The organism is Acinetobacter lwoffii, from assembly GCF_024129435.1.
GTDB classification, from domain to species: Bacteria; Pseudomonadota; Gammaproteobacteria; order Pseudomonadales; family Moraxellaceae; genus Acinetobacter; species Acinetobacter lwoffii_F.
In genome coordinates, this window is the sequence record NZ_JAMXXN010000087.1 from 1 (window position 1) to 372 (window position 372).

At 38.2% G+C, this 372-nt stretch carries 1 protein-coding gene; it reads left to right on the top strand.

Annotated features, from left to right (window positions below; translation table 11 throughout):
- Positions 1–362, top strand: a 362-nt coding sequence (locus tag NI455_RS15640; protein ID WP_253114903.1) for a plasmid mobilization protein, incomplete at its 5' end; no start/stop codon positions are given.
- Between the last annotated feature and the right edge of the window lie 10 nt (positions 363–372).

The following is a 372-nucleotide window of genomic DNA, read 5'->3' on the forward strand; positions in this document are numbered from 1 at the left end:
AACAGAAAAAGCCGAAACGGATACGCCAAAAAGTAATTCAAGTTGTGGTAACTGAAGCTGAGAAAAAGCAAATTGAAGAAAATGCTGCTCAGGGAAATTTATCAGCTTCTCAATATTTGCGTGATCTTGGTTTGGGCTACCAGCCTAAAAGCGTGACGGATGTAAAAACAATCCAGGAGATCCGTAGCCTAAAAGCAGATATGAATAAAGTGGGTGCACTACTGAAAAACTTAATGAATGGAGAACTGACTGATCCGAAAGAGATCCGATCTAAAGTAAATGGGCTGCTGCTGGATTTTTCCAAGAACCAAAATTCAATTGATCTATTCATTTCTAAAGTCAGATCCGCGATCAAGTTTTAAAAAAGTGTAA